Genomic DNA, 21092 nt, shown 5'->3' with positions numbered 1-21092 from the left:
TGGGGAACGGGAGTCGCGCGCTTCTGGTCCAGACCAATTGCGAAACTAGCGCCACCACTTCGGCATGTCCAGACCAATCACAGAACCCGCGCCGCCCCGGCTCCGCAACCGCCCACCCGACACGTCCGACCGGACCCGCGTTCCGCGAAGCAGGCGGCATGGAGGAATATCGTGAAGCCGGACGAAGCGTCACCTATCACCCCGGACGTGACAGATGAGGTACCGCCCGAGCCGCAGGACCCGCCGTCTCGCCCTGGGCCTGGCGGCGGCGTGTGTGCTCGCCGGGCTCAACGGGCCGGTGCTGTACGACATCGCCGCCGACGCCTACCACGACCACCGCATCCGCCGGCCCGGCTACCTCGCGGAGAACGGCCGCTGGCAGACCGTCGACGTGCCCGAGCGGTACCGCATCAACACCATCCACGCCGCACTGCTGCACACCGGCAAGGTGCTGCTCGTCGCCGGCTCCGGCAACGACGCGCGAATGTTCGACGCCGGCACGTTCCGCACCGTGCTGTGGGACCCGGCAACCGGCACCTTCCGGAACGTCCCCACCCCCGCCGACCTGTTCTGCTCCGGACACGCCCAACTCCCCGACGGCCACCTCCTCGTGGCCGGCGGCACCCGGCGGTACGAGACCCTCGAAGGGGACGTGGAGAAGGCCGGCGGCCTGATGATCGTCTACAACGAGAACCCCGACCGGGCGAAGACCCTCGCCGAGGGCACCCTCTTCACCGGCCGTCGCAACGGGAAGACCTTCGCAGCCCAGGACAACCTGCTCGTCCCGCGCGCCGACAAGACCGTCGACCCCGACACCGGCGAGGTGACCGTCACCCCGGGCAGCGCCCGGGTCTACGTCGAGGCACGGAAGAAGGGCCGTGCACCCGCCACCGGCGCCCAGGACCAGTACCGCGTGCACGGCCTGCGCGGTGCGGAGCGGCGGAACGTCTACGGCATCGCGCAGAAGCTGTCCTTCGACAAGAAGGACTTTCAGGGCATCGACACCGCCTACGAGTTCGACCCGGTCGCCGAGCGGTACATCCCGGTCGACCCGATGGGCGAGGCCCGCTGGTACCCCACCCTCACCACGCTCGCGGACGGCCGCGTGCTGGCGGTGTCCGGCCTGGACGAAATCGGGCAGGTCGTCCCCGGTAGGAACGAGGTCTACGATCCACGCACCCGGAGCTGGGAGTACCTGCCCGACGCCCGCTTCCTGCCCACCTACCCCGCGCTCTTCCTCGCCGGGGACGGCCGGATCTTCTACACCGGCTCCAACGCCGGCTACGGGCCGGCCGACCGGGGCCGCACCCCCGGCGTGTGGAACCTGGAGACCGACGAGTTCACCGAAGTGCCCGGCCTCAGCCGGCCCGACGTGCTGGAGACGTCGATGTCCGTCCTGCTGCCGCCGGCGCAGAAGCAGCGGTACATGGTGCTCGGCGGCGGCGGAGTCGGCGAAAGCGCAAAGTCCACGGCCCGCACCGCGCTCGTCGACCTCGACGCGCCCCGGCCGCGCTTCACCGACGGCCCCGACCTGTACGCCGAGGTGCGCTATCCCACCGGCGTCGTACTGCCCGACGACACCGTCCTGGTCACCGGCGGTTCCGGCGGGTATCGCGCCCGGGGCACCGGCGACGTCCTCGCCGCCGCGCTCTACCACCCCGGCCGGCGCACGTTCGAGCAGGTCGCCGACCCGCTCGTGGGCCGCAACTACCACTCCGGCGGACTGCTGCTGCCCGACGGACGGGTGATGACGTTCGGCTCCGACCCGTTGTTCGCCGACACCGAGGAGACCCGTCCCGGCGACTTCGAGCAGCGCATCGGCGTCTACGAGCCGCCCTACCTGCACCGGGACGGCGACCGGCCGGCGCTGCACGACACCCGGCGCGGCAGGGAGACCGTCGCCCTCGGCGAGAGCGTGACCTACCGCACCGAGGACGCCCGCTCCCTCGCGCGGATGCGGCTCATCCGCCCCGGCTCCGCCACGCATGTCACTAACGTCGAACAGCGGTCGGTCGCGCTGGAGTTCACGCTCACGGCCGACGGCGTGCGCGTCACGCTGCCGGAGGAACCGTGGCTGGTGCCGCCCGGCTGGTACATGGTGGTCGCGGTGGACGAGCGCGGCGTCCCGTCGGAGGCGGTGTGGCTGCGGGTGCCGGCCGACCCCGACGCGCCGTCACCCGCCACCACCCGACGGCCCCCGCCGCCCGACCCGGGGTACTGACCCTCCGGCCCGCTCCGCGGCCTCACGGTCAGGGGCGGGCCTGGCGGGCCAGCGCGAGGGCGTACCGGGGGAACCACTCCCCCGCCTCCGGCGCCCCGCCGCAGCTCCCGTCCGACTCGCCGGGGCGCTTGATCCACAGGTAGGCGTCCACCCGCTCGTGCCCGGTGCGGGTGGTCGGGGGCGTGCCGAGCGCCCGCCCCGGGGGGTTGCACCAGGCGGCCTCGCCCGTCCCGTCGGCCGGGCCGTTGCCGTTCCGGCTGGTGTCGACGACGAAATGCGCCCCGCCGAGCTTCCGGGACAGCTCCCGGCCGTAGGCGACACTCGCGGCGGTGGTCCGGAAGTTGGCGACGTTCAGTGCGAAGCCGTCCGCCGCGCCGACGCCGGCCTTCCGCAGCGGCTCCACCAGCGCGCCGGGGTCGCGGATCCAGCCGGCGTTGCCGGCGTCCAGGTAGACGTCGGTGTCGGCGAGCGCGGCCAGCGACGTCACCGCCTCGTGCAGCAGCCGGTACCGCTCGTCGTGGAAACGGTGCGGGGTGCAGCCCTCCTGGAGCAGGTGCGGGAGCGCGTCCGGCTCCACGATCACGGTGGCCGGCCGGCCGCCGATACCGCGCACCACGCCCGCCAGCCACTCCCGGTAGGCGGCGGCGTCGGGGGCGCCGCCGCGCGAGTACTGGCCGCAGTCCCGGTGCGGGATGTTGTACAGCACGAGCACCGCTCGCCGTCCTGCCGCACCGGCGGCCGCGGTGTGGGCACGCGCCTGTTCCTCGGCCTCGGCGCGCTCGGCGCCGAGCCACTCGGCCACCGGGCGGTCCGCGATCCGTTCGATCAGCTCCGCGTCACGGTGCCGCCCGGCGGCGCGGTAGGCGGCGGCCTGCCGTTCGGCCGGGCCCGCCGGGTTGTTCCAGAACGGCGCCCCGTCGCCGTGGCCGCCCGAGCCGTCCGTCGCCGCCCGGGACGGCCCGCCTCCGGTACCGGCGCAGCCGCCGAGCACCGCCGCCGCGACGAGCACGGCCGCGACCCGCACTCCGGCGACGCGCACCGCCGTGGCACGTGGAGCCGTCCGCCGCTGCCGCTCAGGCCGTCGCATGCGTGCCCGTCAGGTAGGCGGACACCACGACGTTGGAGGTGTAGGCGCGCTCCTGCCGGTCGTAGGTGCCGCCGCAGGTGAGCAGCCGCAGCTCCGCACGACCCCTCTCCCGCTGCCCGTAGGCGCGTTCGGCCTCGAAGCCCTCGCCCTGGACCACCTCCGCGGACTCGACGGTGAATTGGGCGACCCGGCCGTTCTCGCCGGTCACCCGCACCTCGGTGCCGCGTTCGACCGTGCTCAGCCCGTAGAAGACCGCTCGGCGGGTGTCGGTGTCGACGTGGCCGACGACCAGGGCGACGCCCCGTTCGCCGGGCTTCGGGCCCTCCCGGTACCAGCCGACCGCCCCCGCGCGTGCGTACGGCGGGGCGGCGACGCCGCCGCGGTCGTCGAGTCCGGTGGGTTCGATGCGGGCCCGGATGTCGAGCGAGGGGATCTCCAGGCGCACCGGGCGGCCGACCTCGTCCAGCGGCGCGTGCGCGGCGGGCAGCGGCTCGCCGCCGCCGAACTGCCGCCCGGCCGCGGAGACGTCGCCGTGTGCCGGGCCGTCGAGCCCCCCGTCGGTGGCGGCCCGCCCCCAGATCCACAGGCCGAGGATGAGCAGCGCCCAGATCGTGCCGGTGGTCAGCCGCCCCCGGCCGGAGGGCCGCCCGTCCTCCGGCGCCTGCGGCTGTCCCGCGCCGTCCGCCGTCACCGCGGGTTCACCCGCCCGGCTGGGCGCGGGCGCGGCGCCGGCGTACCGCCCAGGTCACGGCACCCGCGACGGCGGCGCCCCCGGCCAGGGCGAGACCGGCCCGCTCGGCGGTGTCCGTCGCCGCGGAGGCGTGGTCGCCGGCCGTCCCGCCGCCGCCCGCGCGCACGGGAGCGACGGGCGACGCATGCGGGTCGTCCGGCTCGTACGGCCCGCCCTCCTCCGACTCCCACGGCGGCCGGTCGTGGCCGCCGGGGTCCCGGCCCGCGTGCGGCTCGCCCCCCGGGCGGCCGTCCTCGTACCCGGCACCGGCCTCCTCGCCATCGCCGCCCTGGCCGCCGTCGCGGCCCTGACCGCCGTCGTCGCCCGCCGGGACGACCTTGAACGAGCCCTCGCCCCGCTTCTCGTCCTCCCCGCACACCACGGTGAGCCCGTACGTCCCCAGCTCCGCGTCCCGGCTGATCACCGCGTAGCCGTGGAAGGCGGCGCCGTCCTCAGTGCGTTGCAGATCGACGTCCGCCTCGAAGGCGACAGACGTGGCGAACGCGGTGCGCTCCACCTCGCAGAAGTCCGTCCGCAGCTCGACCTGGCTGCCGGGCTCGGCGTGCCGGGGCGTCACCTCGACGGGCCCGCCGGCGCCCGGCTCGGCGGGCGCGGCGGCAGCCACGGCCGGGGCGGCGAGCGTGCAGGCCGCGACCGCCGCCACCGCACCCGCGGTGACCGAGGCGGCCCGCGCGGCGGCGGAGAGTGAGCGTCCGCGGGCGCGGGCGGGCGGAGCGGGTGAGCGGTGCATGGGGAACCTCCGGGTCGCTGCCTCGAAGATCACCCGCTCCGGCGCGGCCCGCATCCCGGGAGCGCCGGTGCTACGCCGCGCGGGTGGCGCACGGCCGTCCGGGCGGGCGGCGGTCCGGACGGACCGTCAGACGCGCTGGACGAGGTCCGCGATGGAGTCGACCACGGTGGACGGCCGGTACGGGAAGAGGTCCACCTCGTGCGGCCGGGTGACACCGGTGAGCACCAGGAACGTCTCCAGGCCGGCCTCCATGCCGGCCCGCACGTCGGTGTCCATCCGGTCGCCGATCATCGCCGTCGTCTCCGAGTGCGCACCGATGGCGTTCAGCCCGGCGCGCATCATCAGCGGGTTCGGCTTCCCGACGAAGTAGGGCTCGCGTCCGGTCGCCTTGGTGATCAGTGCGGCGACCGCGCCCGTCGCGGGCAGCGCGCCCTCCATGGAGGGCCCGGTCTCGTCGGGGTTGGTGGCGATGAACCGTGCGCCGTCGTTGATCAGCCGGATCGCCTTGGTCAGCGCCTCGAAGGAGTAGGTGCGGGTCTCGCCCAGCACGACGTAGTCCGGGGCGTGGTCGGTGAGGACGTAGCCGATGTCGTGCATCGCCGTCGTCAGACCGGCCTCGCCGATGACGTACGCGGTGCCGCCCGGCCGCTGGTCGTCCAGGAACTGGGCGGTCGCCAGGGCGGACGTCCAGATGTTCTCGATCGGCACCTCCAGACCGATCCGCGACAGCCGGGCGTGCAGGTCGCGCGGCGTGTACATCGAGTTGTTCGTCAGCACGAGGAAGGGGCGCTCGGACTCCTTCAGGCGCTTGACGAACGCGTCGGCGCCGGGCACCGGCACGCCCTCGTGCATCAGCACACCGTCCATGTCGGTGAGCCAGGACTCGATCGGCTTGCGCTCTGCCACGTTGACGGCTCCCTGCTGGTGGGTTCGGTCCGTGCGCCGGTTTCACCCTACCGGGGCATACGCCTGCGCCCCCGGCCCCGGGGCCCGGACCTGCACATGGAGCCCGCGGCGACCGTTGGGAGACTGGCCCCATGAACGCATCGCTCCGCGTCGGCCTCCTCGGCTACGGCCTCGCCGGCTCCGCCTTCCACGCCCCGCTGATCGCCGCGACCGACGGTCTCGTCCTCGACACCGTGGTCACCGCGAACCCCGAGCGCCGGGCGCAGGTGGCCCGCGACCGCGGCGCGGACGTCCGTACCGTCGCCACCGCCGACGAGCTGTTCGCCCGGGCCGACGCGCTCGACCTGGTCGTCGTGGCCTCCCCGAACAGGACACACGTGCCGCTGGCCGAACGCGCCCTGCGGGCCGGGCTGCCCGTCGTCGTCGACAAGCCGCTGGCCGCGACGGCGGCCGAGGCCGAGCACCTCGCCGCGCTCGCGGAGGAGCGCGGGCTGCTGCTGTCCCCGTTCCAGAACCGCCGCTGGGACAACGACTTCCGCACCGTGCGGGCGCTGGTCGCCGAGGGCGCGCTCGGCGAGGTGCTGCGCTTCGAGTCCCGCTTCGAGCGGTGGCGGCCGGAGCTCAAGGGCGGCTGGCGCGAGTCGGGCGACCCCGGCGAGGTGGGCGGCCTGCTGTACGACCTCGGCAGCCACCTCGTCGACCAGGCCCTGGCGCTCCTCGGACCCGTCACGTCGGTGTATGCGGAATCCGACGTCCGGCGTGCCGGGGCGGAGGCGGACGACGACGTGTTCGTGGCGCTGACCCACCGGAACGGGGCGCGCTCGCACCTGTGGATGAGTGCGACCGCAGCACAACTCGGGCCGCGCTTCCGGGTCCTGGGGACGAAGGCGGCCTACGTGAAGCACGGCCTCGACCCACAGGAGGCGGCTCTGCGGGCGGGCGCCCTGCCTGAGCCCGGCACACCGTGGGGAGTGGAACCGGAAGCGGCATGGGGAACCCTGGGGGACCTGGACGCGGCGGCACGGGTACCGAGCGAGGCCGGCGACTACCCCGCGTACTACGCCGGGGTGGCGGCGGCACTCCGCGACGGCGGGCCGGCTCCGGTCACGGCCCGCGAGGCCGCGGAGGCGCTGCGCGTGCTGGAGGCCGCACGCACCTCAGCCCGGGAGGGCCGTACCGTCGCCCTCGCCGCCGGGGTGTGAGAGTCCCCCGCCACCGGCCCGCGACCACTCCCGCCGGGGGCGAGGCCCCGGCGGGAACGGAACCTCAGGCCGCGGTGAGGACCTGGCGCTGACGCCCGAGGCCGTCGATCTCGAGGTCGACCACGTGGCCGGGCCTCAGGTACGGCTTGGGCTCGGGCCGGCCCATCGCCACGCCCGCCGGGGTGCCGGTCAGGACGACGTCGCCGGGCCGCAGCACCATGAAGCCGCTGAGGTAGCGGAGGACCTCCGCCACGGGGAAGATCTGGTCGGCCGTCGTCCCGTCCTGCATCAGCCGGCCGTCGACGCGCAGCCGCAGGCCGAGCGCCTGCGGGTCGGGGACCTCGTCGGGGGTGACCAGCCAGGGGCCCAGCGGGCTGAACGTCTCGCAGTTCTTGCCCTTGTCCCAGGTGCCGCCGCGCTCCAGCTGCCACTCGCGCTCGGACACGTCGTGGGCCACGGCGTACCCGCCGACGCACGCGCGCGCCTGTGCGTCGGTCTCCAGGTACCGCGCGGTGCGGCCGACGACGACGGCGAGTTCGACCTCCCAGTCGGTCCTCGTGCTGCCCCGCGGCACCAGGACAGGGTCGTCGGGGCCGACGACGGTGTCCGCCGCCTTGAGGAAGACGATCGGCTCCGCCGGGACCGCGGCGCCCGTCTCCCGCGCGTGATCGTGGTAGTTGAGGCCGATGCACACGACCTTGCCGACCCGGCCCACCGGCGGGCCGATCCGCAGAGCGCCGGGGTCGAGGCGGGGCAGGCCGCCGCCGTCGACCGCCGCCCGTACCCGGGCGAGGGCCGCGTCGTCGGCGAGCAGCGCGCCGTCGATGTCCGACGTCACCGCGGCAACATCCCGCAGCACCCCGTCGGTGTCCAAGGCGGCTGGGCGCTCCGCGCCAGGCGGTCCGACACGCAGCAGCTTCATGGTCGTCTCCCGTGGTCGTGGCGCGCCCCGCAGCGGGCGGGATACGCGGGCGATCACGGTGGGGACGGCCACCGCACAGCGTGTTGGACGATCCTCCAAGGAGGTGTGCCGCAGCGCAACCCGCGTCCCACCCAGTGGGACGCGGGCCCGGGAGCGGGACGCGGATGCCGCGCCGCCGGGGCCGTCGTGCTCAGGCGCCCGCCGCGTGCGCGACGGTGTGGATCACCAGCCCGGCCAGCGCACCCACCACCGTGCCGTTGATGCGGATGAACTGCAGGTCCCGGCCGATGTGCGCCTCGATCTTGCGGGAGGTGTGCTCCGCGTCCCAGCCGGCGATGGTCTCGCTGATCAGCGAGGTGATCTCGTCGCGGTAGGTGGTGACGACGTGCGTCGCCGCGCCCTCCACCCAGGAGTCGACCTTGCCCTGCAGCCGGTCGTCCTCCGCCATCCGCCGGCCCAGCGACAGCAGCGACGCCCGGGCCCGCATGCGCAGTTCGCTGCGCTCGTCCTCGGCGGCGGCCACGATCATCGCCCGCACCGAGGACCACGCCGAGGCGATCAGGTCCTGCACCTCCGACCGCCCCAGCACGTCACGCTTGAGCCGCTCGACGCGCTCCCGCGTCTCCTCGTCGGTGCGCAGGTCCCGGGCGAAGTCGGTGAGGAAGCGGTCGAGAGCACCGCGCGCCGGGTGCCCGGGCATGTCCCGCATCTCGGTGACGAAGCGCAGCAGCTCCTTGTAGACGCGCTCGCCGACCTTGCGGTCCACGAAACGGGGCGTCCAGCCGGGCGCGCCGCCGCTGACCGCCTCCATCACGGAGTCGCTGTGCCGCTCCAGCCAGTCCCGGGCCCGCACGCACACCAGGTCCACCACGCGGCGGTGGCCGCCGTCGGCGACGACCTGCTCGAGCAGCCGGCCCAGGCCGGGCGCGATCTCCTGCGCCTCCGCCCGCCGCGTGATGGCCTCGCCGACGACGGCCTGCACGTCGTCGTCGCGCAGCACCGTGAGCGCGCCGCGCAGGGCGGTGGCCAGTTCGGCCGTCACCCGGTCCGCGTGCGCCGGCTCGGAGAGCCAGCCGCCGAGCCTGCTGCCGATGCCCACGGAACGCAGCCGGGCCCGCACGACCTCCTCGGAGAGGAAGTTCTCCCCGACGAAGTCGCCCAGGCTCCGGCCGAGTTGGTCCTTCTTGGTGGGGATGATCGCGGTGTGCGGGATGGGAAGACCCATCGGGCGTTTGAAGAGGGCGGTGACGGCGAACCAGTCGGCGAGCGCACCGACCATGCCGGCCTCGGCGGCCGCCGCGACATACCCCGTCCAGGCGCCGGCGCCGGACTCGCCCGCCCACGTGGCGAGGGCGAAGACGACGGCCATCGCGGCCAGCGCCCCGGTGGCGATCAGCTTCATCCGGCGCACGCCGCGCTGACGCTCCTCGTCGGCGGCCGTGAACGCTCCCGGACCCCGTGTGAGTGCTCTCACACCGGACCGTTCCGCCGTGGCGGTTCCACCCCGTTCCGACTGGTCCATCCGCTCCACCCGCTCCGCTGGCCTCGGCACATTCTCTCCTCGCGTTCCCCACCCGCCATACGCGGGGAACGCCCCAGGGGTTCCCCGCGTCTGACGATTCGAGTCCACACGGGGCACCGTGGGATCATGAGAGACCCGACCGCCGGAGCCCGCTCCGACAGCCCGAGGAGACACCGCGCATGACCAGAAACCTGGGTTATGCCCTGCTGGCAGCACTCGCCGCCCTCGTGGTCCTGGTGTCCACGGCTGTCTTCGTCGGCTTCGGCAAGGCGTCCGGACGGGACGAGGGCGCGGACGGCCCGCAGTCCGGCGCCGGCGGCGCCCGGCCCGCCTCCTCCGGCAGCTGGATCGGCACCTGGGCCGCCGCCCCCGCCGCAGCCGAGCCCGGCACCCGGAACGCCTTCGCCGACATGTCGGTCCGCAACGTCGTGCACACCTCCGTGGGCGGCACCCGCGCCCGCATCCACCTCTCCAACCTCTTCGGCGAGAGGCCGCTGACCTTCACCCGGGCCGGCATCGCCCTCGCCGCCGCGCCCAGCAGCCCCACCGCGAAGGCCGGCAGCCTGCGCCGGCTCACCTTCGACGGCCGCCCCTCGGTGACCATCCCGCCCGGCGAGAAGGCCGTCAGCGACGCCGTACGGCTGAACGTGCCGGCCGCCGGCGACCTGCTGATCACCACGTACACGCGCCAGGCGTCCGGCCCGGTGACCTTCCACAACCACGCGCGGCAGACCAACTACGCCGGGCCGGGCGACCTGACCCGGTCCGTCGCCGGCACCGACTTCACGCAGCAGAGCCCGTACTGGCGGTGGGTGACAGCCGTCGACGTGTGGACCACCGAGGCCGACGGCGCGGTCGCGGTGCTCGGCGACTCGATCACCGACGGCATCACCTCGTCCACCGGCGCCAACCACCGCTGGACCGACTTCCTCGCCGAACGGCTGCGCACCGAGCCCGACGCCCCCCGGTACAGCGTCCTCAACGCGGGCATCAGCGGGAACCGGGTGCTGATCGACGGCCTCGACTACTCGCCGAACAACGGACCCTCCGCCCTGAACCGCCTCGACCGTGACGCACTCTCCCGGACCGGCGTCGAAGTCCTCGTCGTCGAACTGGGCCTGAACGACCTCCTCAAGCACCCGCAGCAACTCGACTCCGCCCGCATCGTCGCGGGCCTCCAGGAGATCACCCGGAGAGCCCACGCGCGGGGCGTCCGGGTCGTGGGCGGCACCCTCACCCCGTCCGGCGGGCACCGCGGCTACGAGCCGCGGGAGGAGGCCGTGCGGCAGGCCGTCAACGACCGCATCCGGTCCGGTGACGTCTTCGACGCGGTGATCGACTTCGACGCGGCGCTGCGCGACCCGGCCGCACCGCAGCGGCTGCGCGGCATCTACGACTCCGGCGACCACCTGCACCCGTCCGACAACGGCTACCGAGCGATGGCCCACGCGGTGGAGCTCGGGCAGCTCGCCGGCGACCCCGACCCGGCACGCCTCTGAGCATCCCGGCGCCTCCCCGCCGGGGCCCGCCTCCCCGTCCCCTCCGGCACCGCCGCGCCCCTACGCACGCCCCGCGTACATCGCGGCGATGACCGACTCGATGTCCGGCTCCCGCACCGACAGGTCGACCAGCGGATAGTGGGCCGCCACCGCGGCCACGACCGGCGCCGCACTCGCCGACGCCGGGAACGCCAGCCACTGCCGCGGCCCCTCCGTCCGCACGGTCCGCGCCCCCGGCACCCCGCTGATCGGCGCCAGCTCCCGCTCGAGGTCCACCACCAGCGTCCGCTCGCTCTCCCCCACCTCGTGCAGCCCGCCCAGCGCCCCGTCGTACATCATCCGCCCGTGATCGATCACCATCACCCGCTCGCAGAGCTGCTCGATGTCGGTGAGGTCGTGCGTGGTGAGCAGCACCGTGGTACCGCGCTCGGCGTTCAGGTCGCGCAGGAAGCCGCGGACCCGTGCCTTGCTGACGACGTCCAGCCCGATCGTCGGCTCGTCCAGGTAGAGCACCTCCGGGTCGTGCAGCAGCGCCGCAGCGATGTCCCCACGCATCCGCTGTCCCAGCGAGAGCTGACGCACCGGCACGTCCAGCAGGTCGGCGAGACCGAGCAGTTCCACGCACCGGTCGAGGTTCACGCGGAAGCGGTCCGCCGGCACCCGGTACATGCGCCGCACCAGCGCGTACGAGTCGCGCAGCGGCAGGTCCCACCACAGTGTCGTGCGCTGGCCGAACACCACCCCGATGCGCCGCGCGAGCCGCGTACGCTCGCGCGCCGGGTCGAGACCGGCGACCCGCAGCCGCCCGCCGCCGGGCGTCAGGATCCCGGTCAGCATCTTGATCGTCGTCGACTTCCCCGCCCCGTTCGGGCCGATGTAGCCCACGACCTGGCCGCGCGGCACCGAGAAGGTGATGCCGTCGACCGCCCGCACCTCGCTCGTCTCCCGGCGCAGTCGGCGCCCGGTGCGCCGCCGCACCCGGAACACCTTCTCCAGCCCCTCCACCTCGATGCACGCGTCCATCCGTCCCGGCTCCCTCTCAGCTTCCCGTACTCACATAGCCCCGCAGCCCGGCCCGCCACACCAGCCCCGCCACCGCAACGGACACCAGCGCCACCGCGGGCGAGGCGAAGTCCGCCCACCACGGCAGCCCCAGGACGTCGCCCCGGCCCAGCACGTACAGCGCCGGAACCCAGTTCACGAACGCCAGCGGCACCACGAACGTCGCCCCCCGCACCAGCTCGCGTCCGAATACCGTCGGCGGATACTGGAGCATCGTCTGACCGCCGTAGGTGAAGGCGTTCTGCACCTCCGACGCGTCCCGCGCCCAGAACTGGAACGCGCCCCCGACCGCGAGCACCGCGGCGAAGATCAGCGCGCCGCTCACCACCATCACCGGCACCATCAGCACCCGACCCGGCGTCCACGCCACGTCCAGGTGCCACAGCGCCCAGCCCAGCAGCAGCCCCGCCTGGATCAGCCGCCCCACCCGGTGCAGCGCGAACCGGTCGGCGGCGACCTGCGCCGAGACCGGCACCGGACGCACCAGCAGCACGTCCACCGTCCCGTCCCGCACCCGGCCGCCCACCCGCCCGAACGACCCGGCCAGCAGGTCCGCCAGCCCGAACGACGCGCTGGACGCGCCGTACAGGAACGCCACCTCCGGCAGCGAGAAGCCGCCCAACTCCTCGATGTGGGTGAACATGATCACGATTGCGACGAAGTCCAAGGCCGTCATCGCGATCCCGCCGAGCGTCATCATCAGGAACGACGCGCGGTACGCCAGCGCCGAACGCACCCACATCCGCACGATGAAGCCGTACGCCCGCAGACCCCAGAGAATCCGCACGAGCAGCCCCTCAGCCACCCTGGACCACCACCTTCCGGATGGCGACCGCCTGGAGCGCGCGCCCCAGCGCCAGCACCACCACCGCCCACCCGGCCTGGAACGCCAGTGCCGACACCACCGCGGCCGCCCCCCGGTGCTGCTCCAGCAGCACGTCCGCCGGCACCTGGAGCATCGCCGCCCACGGCAGCGTCCGCACCGCCTCCCCGAACGCCCCCGGGAAGACCGTCAGCGGCAGCAGCATCCCCGAGAAGAACGTGTTCAGCAGCGTGGACAGGGTGTTCAGGCCGGTGCCCTCCATCACCCAGAACGTGGCCAGCGCCAGCAGATAGCGCAACCCGAACCCCACCACCACCGCCAGCCACGTCGACACCAGGAACAGCAGCCAGGTCACCGGCGACGACGGCAGCGCCAGCTCGAACGCCAGCGCCCCCACCGCCACCGGCACCACCCCGCGGCCGACCAGCTGGAACGCCGCCCGCCCCAGATCCGCCGCAAGCCACCACAGCTGCAGATCCACCGGCCGGTACAGGTCCACGGCCACGTCGCCGCTGCGGATACGGGCCTGGAGGTCCTCCAGCGCACCACCGCCCATCAGCGCCACCGCCGCCAGCAGGGCCTGCCCGGTCCACACGAAGGTCAGCGCCTCCGCCTGGTCGTACCCGCCCAGCCGGGGCCGCTCCGACCACAGCGCCAGATAGGTGTGGGCGAGGACGAAGCCGAAGACCGTGTTGGTGAACACACCCGCCGCCGTCGCGACCCGGTAGGTGGCGTAGCGCCGGAACGAGCCCGCCGTCACCGTGAAATAGACCCCGCCGCGATGCATCCTTCCCGGCCCCTCCCCCGTCTGTATCTAAAGCGGCTCCACAGCCGCCGCCCGGCACGCAGGCGCGGACGACCCCCGCGGCAGCGAGCCGGGGAGCCGGAACGAAGCGAATCCACCAGCCTACGGGCGCGCACCCGCCCCGGGCGAAGGGTTTTCCGCCCCACGCCCGGGTACGCCGTACGCCATGCGGCAACACGCCACGCCGCAGCGGCGCGTGGCCGGTCACCGGAGGCCGGTGCGGAGGATGCGAGAGTGGATCCGGACGGCTATCCGAACGCCCGGACGTGGACGGGGAGTGCCTGCAGACGATGAGTGACGAGCCGAACCGTGACACCGGGCCGTACGCGGCGGACGGCGACTGGACGCCCCGCGAGGAACCGGGCGGGGAACCGGACGCGGAACACAACGGCTCCCGGCGCACCGGGGCGCGCCGGCTGATCCCCACCTGGCGCATGGTGGTCGGCACGGTGCTCACCGTGATCCTGGTGATCTCCGGCGGCATGGTCGCCGGCTACCTGCTCGTCGACATCCCCGAGCCCAACCCGCACGCCGTCTCGCAGTCCAACGTCTACCTGTACTCCGACGGCAGCCGCATCGCCGTCGACGGCGACTACAACCGGGAGAGCGTCCCCCTCGACGAGATCTCCCGCGGCGCGCAGCACGCCATGCTGGCCGCCGAGGACCGCAACTTCTACAGCGAGCCCGCCGTCAACCTCAAGGCGATGTCGCGTGCGGCGTGGAACATGATGACCGGCGGCTCGACGCAGTCCGGTTCCACGATCACCCAGCAGTACGTGAAGAACTACTATCTGACACAGGAGCAGACCGTCACCCGCAAGGTGAAGGAGTTCTTCATCGCGATCAAGCTGGACAACGAGGTCAGCAAGGACGAGATCCTCCAGGGCTACCTCAACACCAGCTACTTCGGCCGCAACGCCTACGGCATCCAGTCGGCCGCCCAGGCCTACTACGGCAAGGACGCCGACGCCCTCACCATCGCCGAAGGCGCCTACCTCGCCGCCCTGGTCAACGCCCCCAGCGCCTACGACGTCAAGGCCCACCCGGAGAACACCGACCGCGCCGAGACCCGCTGGAGGTACGTGCTGCGCGGCATGGTCGAGGAGGGCTGGCTGAGCAAGCAGAAGCGCAAGGCCATGGATTTCCCCGAGCCCGACCCGGTCAAGCCGTCGACCAGCCTCTCGGGCCAGCGCGGCTACCTCGTCAACGCGGTCAACGACCACCTGATCGACAGCGGCATCATCTCGGCGGGCCGGCTGCGGTCCGGCGGCTTCACCATCCGCACCACCATCGACCGCGAGAAGCAGGACGCCCTGGTCGACGCCGTCGACGCGGAACTCGTCTCCCGCCTCGACGAGGAGAACCGCAAGGTCGACACCTACGTCCGCACCGGCGGCACCTCCGTCGACCCGCAGACCGGCGAGGTCGTCGCCATGTACGGCGGCGAGAACTTCGTCGAGCAGTACACCAATACCGCGACCGCCCGCGAGTACCAGGTCGGCTCCACGTTCAAGCCGTTCGTCTTCACCTCCGCACTCGACCACGACTCCACCACCCAGGACGGACAGCCCGTCAGCGCCCGCACCGTCTACGACGGCACCAGCGGGCGTCCGGCCGAGGTCGACGGCCGGCCCACGGACTTCGCCCCCGAGAACGAGGACCAGGTCGACTACGGTCCGGTCACCGTCTCCGAGGCCATGGACAAGTCGATCAACGCCGTCTTCGCGCAGATGGGCGTCGACGTGGGCGTCGAGAACGTCCGGGAGACCGCCACCGCGCTGGGCATCCCCGACAGCGTCATCGACCCCAAGGTCGGCGCATCGATCTCGCTGGGCGTCTCCCCCGCCTCCACCGTCGACATGGCCGAGGCGTACGCCACCCTCGCCAACCACGGCATGCACCGCGACGCCACCCTGGTGACCAAGGTGACCCGCGGCGCGGAGACCGTTGACCTGCCGGAGCGGAAGGAGAAGCGGGTCGTCCCGCGCGACGCCGCCGACACCACCACCGCCGTGCTGGAGAGCGTCGTCGAGGGCGGCACCGCCACCGCCGCCCAGTCCGCGGGACGCCCCGCCGCCGGCAAGACCGGCACCGCCGAGGAGGACAAGGCCGCCTGGTTCGCCGGCTACACCCCCGAACTGGCCACCGTGATCAGCGTCGTGGGCAAGAACCCCGAGACCGGCGCGCAGGAACCGATGTACAAGGCTCTCGGACTGCGCCGCATCAACGGCGGCGGCCCGCCCGCCGAGATCTGGGGCGCCTACACCGCCGCCGCCCTCGAAGGCGAGCCGGTGAAGGACTTCGACCTCGACACCCGCGGCCCGGTGCTGCCCACCGCGCCTCCCAGCGAGGACACCGACCCCAGCGGACCGCCCGCCACCGACGTCCCCACCGAGGAACCCCCCACCCAGCCCACGGACCCCGGCATCCCCACCCCGCCCACCGAGACCCCGGACCCCACCGGCGGCCCGTCCATCCCGCCGGACCCGACCACGGGCGGCACGGACGGCGGCACCACCGACGGCGGCACCACGGACGGGGGCACCGCCGACGGCGGCGCGACCGACGGCGGCACCACGGACGGCCCCGGCGGCGAAGCCTGGGGCGGCACCTCCAGCGGCTACGGCGGAGGCCAGAGCACCGGAGAAGTGGGCGCCGGAGAGGACGGCGGCGGCTGACCGGCCGCCGCACCGCCCCGGCACACGCCCGTTTGCTAGCCTCGGAACACCCCGACGAGACGCGCCGTACCGGGCGGCCTGGCCCCACGGGAGCCGACCGAGGCAAAGACGACGCACCCCCGCACACGGACACGGAGGTGCCGTCATGGCCTGGATCATGCTCACCGTCGCCGGCCTGCTCGAAATCGCCTGGGCGATCGGGCTCACCTACACCGAGGGCTTCACCCGGCTCTGGCCCAGCGTCCTCACCGTCGCCGGCTTCGCCGCCAGCATGGTGCTGCTCGCCCAGGCCGCCCGCACGCTGCCCATCGGCACCGCCTACGGCGTCTGGGTCGGCATCGGCGCCGCCGGCGCCGCCGTCATCGGCATGCTGGTGCTGCACGAGCCCGTCACGGCGGCGCGGATCTTCTTCATCTGCCTGCTGCTCGTCGCCGTCGTCGGCCTCAAGGCGACCTCGGGCCACTGACCGCCTCCGGCTCTACCGCCCCGGCCGTAGGCCGTCCACCGCCCCGGGGCGGCTCCGGGCCCCACGGCCGCACCGGGCAGGGCGGGCGGCGCTACAGGTACAGGCCGGTGGAGTCCTCGGACCCCTGCAGCCGCTCGGCGGCCACCGCGTGCAGGTCACGCTCGCGCATCAGCACGTACGCCACCCCGCGCACCTCAACCTCGGCCCGGTCCTCCGGGTCATAGAGCACCCGGTCGCCGGGCTCCACCGTCCGCACGTTCTGCCCCACCGCGACGACCTCGGCCCAGTTCAGCCGGCGGCCCACCGCGGCCGTGGCGGGAATGACGATGCCGCCCGACGAACGGCGCTCGCCCTCCGGGATGTCGGTGCGTACCAGCACCCGGTCGTGCAACATCCGGATCGGAAGCTTGTCGGGGTGCTGTGGGGTCTCGGAACTCACGCCCCCGACCGTATCCCAACCACCCGCCCGCGGGCCGGACCCCGGACCCGCCCGCAGGCGCCGCCGGAGTCAGCGGCGGCGACGGCGCAGCGACAGGACCAGCAGACCGCCCACCACCGCCACCGCCACCACGGCCACCGGCACCACGCGCTCCAGCCGCGGCGCCCCCTCCTCGTCCGTCATCGACGCGCGCGCACCCGACACCTTCGCGTTCACCGCCACGTACGCCCGTCCGGCCGTCCGGTCCACGGTCGCGGCGACCTTGGACTTCGCCCCCGCCATGATCGTCTTCGGGTGCACCCGCATCGCGATCTCGTCCAGCGCCGCGGCGAGCTCCTCCCGCCGCCGAACGATGTCCGCCTCGATGTCCGCAGGGGTCCTGGCATCCGACACCGCGTCGCCTCCGTCACTCGTCCCGTCGTGGTCCGGCTGCCTCCGGCAGCCGGTTCCGGTACTGGTTACCGGACAGTCTTTCAGCTCCGCCCCCCGCCCCGCCCCACGGCACCCCGCCCCCGCCTGCTCTGGTTAGGCTCGACCCAGCAGACAGCCCCGCCCCACCAGCCCCGAGGAGCACAGATGAGCGAGCGGCTCACACCCGGCGACCCCGCACCCGCCTTCACCCTGCCCGACGCCGACGGCAACGAGGTCTCCCTCGCCGCCTACGCCGGACGCAAGGTCATCGTCTACTTCTACCCCGCCGCGCTCACCCCGGGATGCACCAAGCAGGCCTGCGACTTCACCGACAACCTGGACATCCTCGCAGGCGCCGGCTACGACGTCGTCGGTGTCTCCCCCGACAAGCCGGAGAAGCTCGCGAAGTTCCGCGAGAAGGAGGACCTGAAGGTCACCCTCGTCGGCGACCCGACCAAGGAGACCCTCCAGGCCTACGGCGCCTTCGGCGAGAAGAAGCTCTACGGAAAGACCGTCACCGGCGTCATCCGCTCCACCGTCGTCGTCGACGAGAACGGCACCGTCGAACGCGCCCTCTACAACGTCAAGGCGACCGGCCACGTCGCCAAACTCCTCAAGGACCTCGGCATCTGACGCACCGCCACCGACCCCGGGGCACCCCGCCGATATGCCGGATGAAGATCCCGCAAGCGGGTACAAAGGGCGCCATGGACCGAGGCCGAGAGGACCGCGCACCCGACCTGGCCGCACTGAGGCGGCACCGCACGCTGTTCCGCGCCATCGACCGCCGACGCGAACCGCGCGTGCGACGCAGCGACGTGACCGTCACCGACGAGCGCGTCGTCAAACGCGCGGTCAAGGCCGCCGCCCTCGGCAATGCCATGGAGTGGTTCGACTTCGGCATCTACGCCTACCTCGCGGTCACCCTCGGCAAGGTCTTCTACTCCGGCGCGGGCGAGGGCGTCCAGACCCTCGCCTCCTTCGGCACCTTCGCCGTGTCCTTCCTTGTACGGCCGCTCGGCGGCACCTTCTTCGGGCCGCTGGGCGACCGCATCGGGCGGAAGAAGGTCCTCGCCCTCACCATGATGCTGATGGCCGCCGGCACCTTCGCCATCGGCCTCATCCCCAGCTACGCCACCATCGGCGTGTGGGCGCCGATCCTGCTCATCGTCTGCCGCCTCGTACAGGGCTTCTCCACCGGCGGCGAGTACGGCGGCGCCGCCACCTTCATCGCCGAGTACGCGCCCGACAAACGACGCGGCTTCTTCGGCAGCTTCCTCGAACTCGGCACCCTCGCGGGCTACACCGGCGCCGCCGGAATCGTCCTGCTGCTCACCTTCTGGCTGGGCCCCGACGGCATGCGCGAGTGGGGCTGGCGCATCCCGTTCCTCATCGGCGGCCCCCTCGGCATCGTCGGCCTCTACCTCCGGATCAAGCTGGACGAGACCCCGGCGTTCAGGAAGCTGGAGTCCGACAAGGCCGCCGCACACGCGGGGGCAGCACCGAACGGCAACGGCCCGGCGCTCTCCGAGGACGTTCCGCAGAAGGAAGTCAAGAGCATCTTCGTCGACCACTGGCGCACCATGGTCCAGTGCATCAGCCTGGTCGCCGCGTACAACGTCGCGCACTACATGCTGCTCACCTACATGCCGACGTACATGAAGGAAGTCCTCGACCGGCCGCAGTCGTTGGAGCTCATCGCCACCATCGTCACGATGGCGCTGATGATGACGGTCATCTTCCGCATCGGCCGCCGCAGTGACCGGGTGGGCCGAAAACCCCTCCTGATGGCCGGCATGATCGGCTTCCTCGTCCTCACCGTGCCCGCCTTCGCGCTCTTCCAGCAAGGCAGCACCTGGGCCATCTTCGCGGGACTGTTCCTCCTCGGCGGATGCCTGGTGTGCCTCCTCGGCACCATGTCCGCCACGCTCCCGGCCCTCTTCAGCACCGACGTCCGCTACGGCTCGCTCGCCATCGGCTACAACCTGTCCGCCTCCCTCTTCGGCGGCACCACCCCGGTCGTCATGGAGGCCCTGGTCGACGGCACGGGCAACGCGCTCTCCCCTGCGATCTACACCACCCTCTTCGCCGTGGTCGGCATCGTCTCCGTCGCCACGCTCAAGGAGACCGCCCGCGCACCCCTGGAGGGCTCCCCGCCCTCCGTCTCCACCGACGAGGAGGCCCGCGCCCTCACCCGCGAAGGCGTCCGCACCCCCGCCTTCTGACCACCGGCCGTAACCTCTCCCCCACCTGCTCGTTCACCAGTACGAAGCGCGTGCGAGCAGGGGAAGGGACCATGGCCGTCGTCTACACGGAAGAACGTCTCGCCGACGCCGTTGCGGAGTCCACCACGTTGCGGGAGGTGGCCGTACGGCTGGGTGCCCGGCCGGCGCCCGGGACGCACCAGCTGGGCCTGGACACCGGGCATTTCACCAGGCGGCCCGCGAAGGCGGCTCGCCCAGCGGTGGCGCGGCGCACGCCGAGACGGCTCTCCGGCAGCTCCCGGAGCGAGCAGCCAGGATGAACCGGGCGCGGCTCAAGCGGGCGCTGGACGAAGTGGGAGAGCCGTACCGCTGCGCCGAGTGCGGCAACGAGGGCGCCTGGCGCGGCGTTGCCATGACGCTGCAGATCGACCACGTCGACGGGGACTGGCGGAACAACAACCGCGAGAACCTTCGCTACCTGTGCCCCAACTGCCACGCGATCACCAGTACCTGGTGCCGGAAGAAGGCCGCGCTCGCCTCGCGGTGTGACTCGGCCGCGGGAGTCGTTCGTCTACGATGCATGCAGGAGGCGGCCGTGGCGTAACTGGCAGCCGCGCTGGGTTTAGGTCCCAGTGGGAGAGATCCCGTGGGGGTTCGAGTCCCCCCGGCCGCACCGCGCAGCGGGGAGGCCCGGCGTCAGGCGCCGGGCCTCCCCGCACGTTCAGCCCAGGGCCTCGCGGATGTGGGGGGCGAGGGCGCGGAAGGCGCGGCCGCGGTGGCTGACGGCGTTCTTCTCGGCGGGGGTGAGCTCGGCGCAGGTGCGCGTCTCGCCGTCGGGCTGGAGAATCGGGTCGTAGCCGAATCCGCCGGTGCCGGCGGGGGCGTGGCGGAGGGTGCCGGGGAGGCGGCCCTCGACGACGTGTTCGGTGCCGTCGGGGAGGGCGAGGGCGGCGGCGCAGGCGAAGTGGGCGCCGCGGTGGGCGTCGTCGATGTCGACGATCTGGGACAGCAGCAGGGCCAGGTTGGCCTGGTCGTCGCCGTGCCGGCCGGACCAGCGGGCGGAGAAGATGCCGGGGGCGCCGCCGAGGACGTCGACACAGAGGCCGGAGTCGTCGGCGACGGCGGGGAGGCCGGTGGCGGAGGCCAGGGCGTGCGCCTTGAGCAGGGCGTTCTCGGCGAAGGTGACGCCGGTCTCCTTGACGTCGGGGATGTCGGGGTAGGCGTCGGCTCCGAGGAGTTCGAGGCCGGGGCCGAGTCCGGCGTCGGTGAGGATGGCGCGGAGTTCGGTGACCTTGTGGGCGTTGCGGGTGGCGAGGATCAGCCGCTGTTCACTGCTCATGCGGCGATTATCCCCGCCACCCGCG

The 21092-nt window shown here is 73.3% G+C and carries 21 protein-coding genes and 1 tRNA gene; 10 read left to right on the top strand and 12 right to left on the bottom strand.

Annotation, left to right across the window (positions count from 1 at the left end):
* Positions 1-214 precede the first annotated feature (214 nt).
* Positions 215-2221, top strand: a complete 2007-nt coding sequence (locus tag E4198_RS17415) for a kelch motif-containing protein (protein ID WP_136183973.1) — start codon at positions 215-217, stop codon at positions 2219-2221.
* 28 nt (positions 2222-2249) lie between these two features.
* On the opposite strand, the gene E4198_RS17410 is transcribed toward E4198_RS17415, so the two are convergent.
* From E4198_RS17410 to E4198_RS17395, 4 genes are all read right to left on the bottom strand, one after another.
* On the bottom strand, positions 2250-3308 hold the full coding sequence (locus tag E4198_RS17410; protein ID WP_136183972.1) for a glycoside hydrolase family 6 protein: 1059 nt from the start codon (positions 3306-3308) through the stop codon (positions 2250-2252).
* Positions 3295-3999, bottom strand: a complete 705-nt coding sequence (locus tag E4198_RS17405; protein WP_136183971.1) for a class F sortase — start codon at positions 3997-3999, stop codon at positions 3295-3297. Before E4198_RS17405 ends, E4198_RS17410 begins: the two co-directional genes overlap by 14 nt.
* Positions 4000-4006: 7 nt before the next feature.
* Positions 4007-4789, bottom strand: coding sequence for a hypothetical protein (locus tag E4198_RS24975; RefSeq protein ID WP_168711461.1), 783 nt, complete (start codon positions 4787-4789; stop codon positions 4007-4009).
* A gap of 126 nt (positions 4790-4915) precedes the next feature.
* A complete protein-coding gene (locus E4198_RS17395; RefSeq protein WP_027763502.1) occupies positions 4916-5695 on the bottom strand; it encodes an HAD-IIA family hydrolase in 780 nt (259 codons plus the stop codon).
* Positions 5696-5826: 131 nt separating this feature from the next.
* On the opposite strand from E4198_RS17395, the gene E4198_RS17390 reads away from it, so the two are divergent.
* Entirely contained in the window at positions 5827-6897 is a 1071-nt protein-coding gene (locus E4198_RS17390; RefSeq protein WP_136183970.1) for a Gfo/Idh/MocA family oxidoreductase, read from the top strand.
* 64 nt (positions 6898-6961) lie between these two features.
* On the opposite strand, the gene E4198_RS17385 is transcribed toward E4198_RS17390, so the two are convergent.
* On the bottom strand, positions 6962-7819 hold the full coding sequence (locus E4198_RS17385; protein WP_136183969.1) for a fumarylacetoacetate hydrolase family protein: 858 nt from the start codon (positions 7817-7819) through the stop codon (positions 6962-6964).
* A 190-nt stretch (positions 7820-8009) separates the two neighbouring features.
* Entirely contained in the window at positions 8010-9293 is a 1284-nt protein-coding gene (locus E4198_RS17380) for a DUF445 domain-containing protein (RefSeq protein WP_247597719.1), read from the bottom strand.
* Positions 9294-9520: 227 nt separating this feature from the next.
* Here E4198_RS17380 and E4198_RS17375 point away from each other — a divergent pair, with 227 nt between their 5' ends.
* Positions 9521-10840 (top strand): SGNH/GDSL hydrolase family protein, encoded by a 1320-nt coding sequence (locus tag E4198_RS17375; RefSeq protein ID WP_136183968.1) that lies wholly within the window; start codon positions 9521-9523, stop codon positions 10838-10840.
* A 60-nt stretch (positions 10841-10900) separates the two neighbouring features.
* Here E4198_RS17375 and E4198_RS17370 read toward each other — a convergent pair whose 3' ends face one another.
* From E4198_RS17370 to E4198_RS17360, 3 genes are read right to left on the bottom strand one after another with little or no spacing between them, the layout of a single operon-like run.
* Positions 10901-11863, bottom strand: a complete 963-nt coding sequence (locus E4198_RS17370; RefSeq protein ID WP_136183967.1) for an ATP-binding cassette domain-containing protein — start codon at positions 11861-11863, stop codon at positions 10901-10903.
* Between the two features lie 16 nt (positions 11864-11879).
* On the bottom strand, positions 11880-12644 hold the full coding sequence (locus E4198_RS17365) for an ABC transporter permease (RefSeq protein WP_136185447.1): 765 nt from the start codon (positions 12642-12644) through the stop codon (positions 11880-11882).
* A 55-nt stretch (positions 12645-12699) separates the two neighbouring features.
* Positions 12700-13512, bottom strand: coding sequence for an ABC-2 family transporter protein (locus E4198_RS17360; protein WP_136183966.1), 813 nt, complete (start codon positions 13510-13512; stop codon positions 12700-12702).
* Positions 13513-13820: 308 nt separating this feature from the next.
* Here E4198_RS17360 and E4198_RS17355 point away from each other — a divergent pair, with 308 nt between their 5' ends.
* On the top strand, positions 13821-16208 hold the full coding sequence (locus E4198_RS17355) for a transglycosylase domain-containing protein (protein WP_136183965.1): 2388 nt from the start codon (positions 13821-13823) through the stop codon (positions 16206-16208).
* 145 nt (positions 16209-16353) lie between these two features.
* Positions 16354-16674, top strand: a complete 321-nt coding sequence (locus tag E4198_RS17350; RefSeq protein WP_136183964.1) for a multidrug efflux SMR transporter — start codon at positions 16354-16356, stop codon at positions 16672-16674.
* A gap of 91 nt (positions 16675-16765) precedes the next feature.
* Here E4198_RS17350 and E4198_RS17345 read toward each other — a convergent pair whose 3' ends face one another.
* Together E4198_RS17345 and E4198_RS17340 are read right to left on the bottom strand one after the other, a co-directional pair.
* Entirely contained in the window at positions 16766-17068 is a 303-nt protein-coding gene (locus E4198_RS17345; RefSeq protein ID WP_051308181.1) for a co-chaperone GroES, read from the bottom strand.
* A 114-nt stretch (positions 17069-17182) separates the two neighbouring features.
* Entirely contained in the window at positions 17183-17506 is a 324-nt protein-coding gene (locus tag E4198_RS17340) for a DUF3618 domain-containing protein (protein ID WP_136183963.1), read from the bottom strand.
* A gap of 183 nt (positions 17507-17689) precedes the next feature.
* Here E4198_RS17340 and bcp point away from each other — a divergent pair, with 183 nt between their 5' ends.
* From bcp to E4198_RS17315, 5 genes are all read left to right on the top strand, one after another.
* On the top strand, positions 17690-18157 hold the full coding sequence (bcp, locus tag E4198_RS17335; RefSeq protein ID WP_136183962.1) for a thioredoxin-dependent thiol peroxidase: 468 nt from the start codon (positions 17690-17692) through the stop codon (positions 18155-18157).
* A gap of 74 nt (positions 18158-18231) precedes the next feature.
* Positions 18232-19749, top strand: coding sequence for an MFS transporter (locus tag E4198_RS17330; protein WP_136183961.1), 1518 nt, complete (start codon positions 18232-18234; stop codon positions 19747-19749).
* Positions 19750-19820: 71 nt separating this feature from the next.
* Positions 19821-20048, top strand: a complete 228-nt coding sequence (locus E4198_RS17325; RefSeq protein WP_136183960.1) for a hypothetical protein — start codon at positions 19821-19823, stop codon at positions 20046-20048.
* Complete coding sequence (locus E4198_RS17320; protein ID WP_136183959.1) at positions 20045-20332, top strand: HNH endonuclease signature motif containing protein; 288 nt, start codon at positions 20045-20047, stop codon at positions 20330-20332. Before E4198_RS17325 ends, E4198_RS17320 begins: the two co-directional genes overlap by 4 nt.
* Positions 20318-20401, top strand: a tRNA-Leu gene (locus E4198_RS17315). The genes E4198_RS17320 and E4198_RS17315 overlap by 15 nt, the downstream gene beginning before the upstream one ends.
* 48 nt (positions 20402-20449) lie before the next feature.
* Here E4198_RS17315 and rdgB read toward each other — a convergent pair.
* A complete protein-coding gene (gene rdgB / locus E4198_RS17310) occupies positions 20450-21067 on the bottom strand; it encodes an RdgB/HAM1 family non-canonical purine NTP pyrophosphatase (RefSeq protein ID WP_136183958.1) in 618 nt (205 codons plus the stop codon).
* Positions 21068-21092: the final 25 nt, after the last annotated feature.

Source organism: Streptomyces sp. RKND-216 (assembly GCF_004795255.1).
Lineage (GTDB): Bacteria > Actinomycetota > Actinomycetes > Streptomycetales > Streptomycetaceae > Streptomyces > Streptomyces hazeniae.
This window is presented reverse-complemented; position numbering and strand designations above follow the sequence as displayed.

Excerpts from the sequence above, each read along its gene's own strand:
- E4198_RS17365 (WP_136185447.1), bottom strand. The coding sequence starts at position 12,644 with ATGTGGGTGCGTTCGGCGCTGGCGTACCGCGCGTCGTTCCTGATGATG.
- E4198_RS17325 (WP_136183960.1), top strand. The coding sequence starts at position 19,821 with ATGGCCGTCGTCTACACGGAAGAACGTCTCGCCGACGCCGTTGCGGAG.
- E4198_RS17320 (WP_136183959.1), top strand. The coding sequence starts at position 20,045 with ATGAACCGGGCGCGGCTCAAGCGGGCGCTGGACGAAGTGGGAGAGCCG.
- E4198_RS17350 (WP_136183964.1), top strand. The coding sequence starts at position 16,354 with ATGGCCTGGATCATGCTCACCGTCGCCGGCCTGCTCGAAATCGCCTGG.
- E4198_RS17410 (WP_136183972.1), bottom strand. The coding sequence starts at position 3,308 with ATGCGACGGCCTGAGCGGCAGCGGCGGACGGCTCCACGTGCCACGGCG.
- bcp (WP_136183962.1), top strand. The coding sequence starts at position 17,690 with ATGAGCGAGCGGCTCACACCCGGCGACCCCGCACCCGCCTTCACCCTG.
- E4198_RS17375 (WP_136183968.1), top strand. The coding sequence starts at position 9,521 with ATGACCAGAAACCTGGGTTATGCCCTGCTGGCAGCACTCGCCGCCCTC.
- E4198_RS17355 (WP_136183965.1), top strand. The coding sequence starts at position 13,821 with ATGAGTGACGAGCCGAACCGTGACACCGGGCCGTACGCGGCGGACGGC.
- E4198_RS17360 (WP_136183966.1), bottom strand. The coding sequence starts at position 13,512 with ATGCATCGCGGCGGGGTCTATTTCACGGTGACGGCGGGCTCGTTCCGG.
- E4198_RS17385 (WP_136183969.1), bottom strand. The coding sequence starts at position 7,819 with ATGAAGCTGCTGCGTGTCGGACCGCCTGGCGCGGAGCGCCCAGCCGCC.
- E4198_RS24975 (WP_168711461.1), bottom strand. The coding sequence starts at position 4,789 with ATGCACCGCTCACCCGCTCCGCCCGCCCGCGCCCGCGGACGCTCACTC.
- E4198_RS17330 (WP_136183961.1), top strand. The coding sequence starts at position 18,232 with ATGGACCGAGGCCGAGAGGACCGCGCACCCGACCTGGCCGCACTGAGG.
- E4198_RS17415 (WP_136183973.1), top strand. The coding sequence starts at position 215 with ATGAGGTACCGCCCGAGCCGCAGGACCCGCCGTCTCGCCCTGGGCCTG.
- E4198_RS17390 (WP_136183970.1), top strand. The coding sequence starts at position 5,827 with ATGAACGCATCGCTCCGCGTCGGCCTCCTCGGCTACGGCCTCGCCGGC.
- E4198_RS17370 (WP_136183967.1), bottom strand. The coding sequence starts at position 11,863 with ATGGACGCGTGCATCGAGGTGGAGGGGCTGGAGAAGGTGTTCCGGGTG.
- rdgB (WP_136183958.1), bottom strand. The coding sequence starts at position 21,067 with ATGAGCAGTGAACAGCGGCTGATCCTCGCCACCCGCAACGCCCACAAG.
- E4198_RS17345 (WP_051308181.1), bottom strand. The coding sequence starts at position 17,068 with ATGTTGCACGACCGGGTGCTGGTACGCACCGACATCCCGGAGGGCGAG.